Here is a 2,888-nt window from a genome sequence, read left to right as displayed (position 1 = left end):
ATCGGCGCCATGGCCGAGCGCGCGCACCGGCGCCGCGACCGCCCAGATCAACAGCGCGAACGCGCACAGTTCGCCCACCGGCAACCGGCCGGCCGTCAGCCACGTCGCGCCGAACACGACCCAGGCGAGCAGAAACGGCGTGCCGAGCAGCACCTGCGTGCAGGCGCCGGGCCCGCCGACGCGGCCGACCCATGCCGAAAATGCCCGATCGAAACGCGCGGTCGACGCCAGCGCGGCCGCCTCGATGCCCGCGCCCGGATACTGCCGCACGAGCGCCGGGTTCTGCGCGAGTTGCGCATAGTCGCCCATCAGGGTTTCGAGCGCCGTGTTGCGTGCCGCGACGGCCGGCGCGAACCGCGCCGACCGCATCCAGCGGAACAGCGCGGCGCCGGCCAGAAGCGGCACCAGTGCAAACGCGAGCAGTGCGGGATTCAGGTAAAGCAGGCTCGCCAGCGCCGCGCACGGCACGACGACGAGCTGCGTGACGTCGGCCGGCGCATGCGCGACGAGCTGGTGCAGCGCGCGCACGTCCTGATCGACGTGACGCGCGACGCGATCGCTGCCCGCGCGGGCGAACCAGCCGAGCGGCAAACGCTGCAGATGATCGGCGAGCCGCTTGCGCAAGCGATCGCCCAGATCGGCGTCGACGCGATGCGTCAGGTGCAGCGCGACCGTCTGGCCGCCGAGCCAGCACACGCCGGCGACCACGGCCGCGACGAGCCAGCCGCGTGCCGTCGCGTCGAGCGCCTGCGACCCGCGCCATGCGTCGGCGATCCGGGCGAGCGCGAGCCATGGCACGAGCGACGCGACACCCGCGAGCGCCTGCAACACGACCGCCGCCGCGAGCGGCACGGCAAACGGCCGCAACATCGAACGCAACGGCCCCTTCATGCGGCACGCTCCAGCAGCATGCCGAGCGTCGCCGCGCACGCATCGCCCGGCGGCTGCGCCGGGAAGCCGAGTTGCGCGGTCAACTGCTGCCAGACGCGCGTCACGTCGATGCTGCGCTGGTTATGCGCCGGCAGCCCTTCCCCGGACACGAGCCGGTCGACCGCGCGCACGGCCGCCTGCGGCCAGCAGCGCGAATGAATCTCGCCCCACGTGTCCTGCGCGTCGTCGCAGATCTGGAGGCTCGGCATGTCATCGCCCGCCGAGTCGCCGAAGATCGGGAACAGCCCGTCCTCGGCCATCGCCGGTTCGCGCAGCGCGGGCGCCCACCACAGCGGCCCGTGCGGCGAGGCGAGCGTCCAGGTGCCGGCGTCCGTCGTCAGCGTGATGCCGAACAACAGGCTCATTCGGCCGTCGTCGGCCGCCGCCATCTCGTTGTGCACGCGCAGCGATACCGGCGTTTCGGCCAGCACCATCGCGCATTCGCGCATCGACGACAGCGCCGGCCCGATCGGCTCGACCGACCAGGGCCCGACGCCCTGCAGCGCGGCCGCCAGCACGTCGAGCGCCGCGTAGCTCGCCTGCACCGAGCACACGACGTCCGCGTGCACGGGAGCGCTCGTGTCGCGCAACCGCCGCGCGACCGCGATGAAGCGCGCGACGACGGGCAGGTTCGGATAGAAGCTGTTCAGCAGGCAGCGGCGGCCGTGGCGCGACGCGGCGCGCAGCACGGTATCCCATTCGTCGGGCAGCAGCGGATGCTCGATCACGACGTCGATCCCGCGTTCGAGCAGCCGGCACGCGAGCGCGGCCCCTTCCGCGCCGCGCGCCGCGCCGCCCACCGCGACGCAGGCGACACGCACGTCGTCCGGCAGCGCCTCCGGGCAATCGAACACCGGTGCGCCGACGCGGGCGGCCAGTGCGGCGGTACGCGCGCTGCCGCGGCCGAGCAAGCCCGCGACGCGATACGAACCGGACGCCGCGAGGCCCGCCGCGTAGAACTGGCCGAAGCGGGAGCCGGCCACGACGACCGGCAGCGGGTGAACCTTCATCGTGCCTCCTTCAGGCGGGTGTCGACGAACGCGGCGTTCAGGCAGTCGAAATGACCGCCGGGGATGTCGGCGGCCGTGATGCCGCCGAGCGCCTGCGCCGTCCAGTACTCGGTGAGCGCCGCGCGCTGCTGCGGAATCAGCGGGTTGCAGCGCTCGGGCACGAACAACCGCAATGCGCCCGCATACGGCGCGTCGCCGGCCCAATGGCTCGCCTGCACGGAATGCATGAAGAGCCGGTACAGCCGTTCGCGCTCGTCGAGCAGCGGATGCGCGACGTCGTCCTGCATCGACAGGCCGGCCGCCGCGCGCAGCACGCGCCGGCGCAACTCGTCGAGCGGCTCGCAGCGATCGCCGAAGATCTCGAGCTGCGCCTGCAGGCTGCCGGGCGCGAGCCGCGCGGGGTCGGCCTTCAACGCGTCGGCGAGCGCATCGGCGAGCACGTACGTTTCCGGAAAGCCCAGCGCGTCGAGCGGCAGCCCGAGCGTCGCCGCGAAATTGAACAGCACGAGCCGTTCGTCCTCGATCAGGTAGGGAATGCGGTAGCTCGACACGATGTCGAGCGTGCGCACCGCGACGCCGAGCTGCACCAGCGATTTCGCCATTTCGAGTGCGACGAGCCCGCCCGAGCAGTAGCCGAGCACGTCGACCTCGCGCACGCCGCTGCGCCACAGCGCATCCGCATAGCGCCGGCCGAGCGTCGCGTTCAGGTGACGCGCCGGCAGGTCGAGATAGTCCTGCGCGTCGCGCACCGCGAAGCCGAGCACCGGGCCGAGCCGCGCGAGTGCCGGCAGTGCCGGACGATAGGCATGCACGGTGCCGAGCCCTTCGTGCACGATCACGCGCGGCACGCCGTCGCCCGGCGCGAGCGGAATCGGCCGCACGTCGGCGCGCACGCGCGGCGCGGGTGCGTGGACGACGGACGACGGCTGCATCGCGCGCGGTGCGGCC

General features: G+C 73.0%; 3 protein-coding genes. All 3 read right to left on the bottom strand.

Annotation, left to right across the window (positions count from 1 at the left end):
- Window positions 1–891, bottom strand: an 891-nt coding sequence (locus G3N62_RS35025; protein ID WP_206141522.1) for an ABC transporter ATP-binding protein, incomplete at its 3' end; no start/stop codon positions are given.
- On the bottom strand, window positions 888–1,940 hold the full coding sequence (locus G3N62_RS35020; RefSeq protein WP_059556864.1) for a Gfo/Idh/MocA family oxidoreductase: 1,053 nt from the start codon (window positions 1,938–1,940) through the stop codon (window positions 888–890). The genes G3N62_RS35025 and G3N62_RS35020, both read right to left, overlap by 4 nt.
- Window positions 1,937–2,888: thioesterase domain-containing protein (locus tag G3N62_RS35015; protein WP_241013293.1), on the bottom strand; the 952-nt coding region annotated here is incomplete at its 5' end. The genes G3N62_RS35020 and G3N62_RS35015, both read right to left, overlap by 4 nt.

This window comes from Burkholderia sp. Tr-20355 (assembly GCF_017104685.1).
GTDB lineage: Bacteria > Pseudomonadota > Gammaproteobacteria > Burkholderiales > Burkholderiaceae > Burkholderia > Burkholderia seminalis.
The sequence above is the reverse complement of the archived record's forward strand: the minus strand, read 5'-3'. Positions and strand labels throughout refer to the sequence as shown.